The 1,791-nt window shown below is 66.9% G+C and carries 2 protein-coding genes; both read left to right on the forward strand.

Annotated elements, in window-relative coordinates; all coding sequences use genetic code 11:
• Window positions 1-1,471, forward strand: a 1,471-nt coding sequence (aceF, locus tag B447_RS21470) for a dihydrolipoyllysine-residue acetyltransferase (RefSeq protein WP_037983465.1), incomplete at its 5' end; no start/stop codon positions are given.
• 10 nt (window positions 1,472-1,481) lie between these two features.
• The coding region (locus tag B447_RS21475) for a biotin/lipoyl-containing protein (RefSeq protein WP_004249211.1) at window positions 1,482-1,791 on the forward strand (310 nt) is incomplete at its 3' end.

The following is a 1,791-nucleotide window of genomic DNA, read 5'->3' on the forward strand; positions in this document are numbered from 1 at the left end:
CCCCCCCCCGCCCTGTGGGGGCCCCCCCCCCGCCGCGAGCCTTTCGGGAGCCCCCGCAAGCGCCGCCGCGGAGCAAAAGCTCGCGGCTAGCCCCGCTCCCGCAGGGGCCGGTGCCGCGCCGGCAGCTGCCGCGCCCGCCGCGGGCGGCTTGGTCGAGGTGAAGGTGCCGGACATCGGCGATTTCGACGCCGTGCCCGTCATCGAACTGTTCGTGAAGGTCGGCGACACGATCAAGGTGGATGACGCCATCGCGACGCTGGAATCGGACAAGGCCACCATGGACGTGCCGTCCTCCGCCGCCGGCGTGGTCAAGGAAGTGCTGGTCAAGGTCGGCGACAAGGTCGGCGAAGGCAGCGTGCTGCTGAAGGTCGAGGCCGCTGGTGCAGCGGTCGCCGCCATTCCCGTTGCTCCGGCCGCCGCGGCAGCTCAGGTCGCCGCGCCTTCGCCCGCGCCGCTGGTCGACGGCGCCCCCGCCGTCAGCGCTCCCGCCTCGATGCCCGCAGCGGCACCGTCCGCGGTCAAGGTCGGCGGAAAGGTGCATGCCAGCCCCTCGGTGCGCGCATTTGCCCGCGAGCTCGGCGTCGATCTCGGCCAGGTCAAGGCCACCGGGCCGAAGGGCCGCATCCTCAAGGAAGACGTCGCCGCCTTCATCAAGGGCGCGATGACGACCGGCGTGGTGCCGGGCAAGACCCCGGCCGTCGCGGCTGGCACCTCTCTGGGCGGTGCTCAGTTGGGTGGACTCGACCTGCTGCCGTGGCCGAAGGTCGACTTCGCCAAGTTCGGCGAGGTCGAGGTCAAGCCTTTGAGCCGCATCAAGAAGATCTCCGGCCAGAACCTCGCCCGCAACTGGGTGATGATCCCGGCGGTGACCTATCACGAGGATGCCGACATCACCGACCTGGAAGCCTTCCGGGTGCAGATGAACAAGGAGTACGAGAAGTCGGGCAAGAAGCTCACCATGCTCGCCTTCATCATCAAGGCCTCGGTACGCGCGCTGCAGGAGTTCCCCGAGTTCAACACCAGCCTCGATGGCGACAATCTGGTCTACAAGAAGTACTTCAACATCGCCTTCGCGGCAGACACCCCCAACGGCCTGGTCGTGCCGGTGGTGAAGGACGCCGACAAGAAGAGCGTGTTTGACATCGCCGCCGAAACCGGTGCGCTGGCCAAGGCTGCGCGTGACGGCAAGCTCAAGCCCGCCGACATGTCGGGCGCCTGCTTCACGATCAGCTCGCTGGGCGGCATCGGCGGCACCTACTTCGCGCCCATCGTCAATGCGCCCGAAGTCGCCATCCTGGGCGTCAACAAGTCGGTGATGAAGCCGGTTTGGGACGGCAAGGCTTTCGTGCCGCGCCTGACCTTGCCGATGTCGCTGACTGCAGACCACCGTGTCATCGACGGCGCGCTGGCCACCCGCTTCAACGTGTACCTCGCGCAACTGCTGGCGGACTTCCGCCGCGTGATGCTGTAAGGAGATCGCCATGAGCCTAGTTGAAGTGAAGGTTCCGGACATCGGCGATTTCGATTCCGTGCCGGTGATCGAGCTGTTCGTCAAAGTCGGTGACAGCATCAAGGTCGATGACGCCATCTGCACACTCGAATCCGACAAGGCAACGATGGACGTACCGTCCTCGGCTGCCGGCGTGGTCAAGGAAGTGCTGGTCAATGTTGGCGACAAGGTTGCCGAAGGCGCGGTGCTGCTGAAGGTCGAGGCCGCCTCCGCCGTAGGCGCGGCGCCAGCCGCGAGCCCTTCGGGAGGCCCCGCTGGCACGGTTGCAGACCAAAAGCTCG

This window comes from Thauera sp. 27 (assembly GCF_000310125.2).
GTDB classification, from domain to species: Bacteria; Pseudomonadota; Gammaproteobacteria; order Burkholderiales; family Rhodocyclaceae; genus Thauera; species Thauera mechernichensis.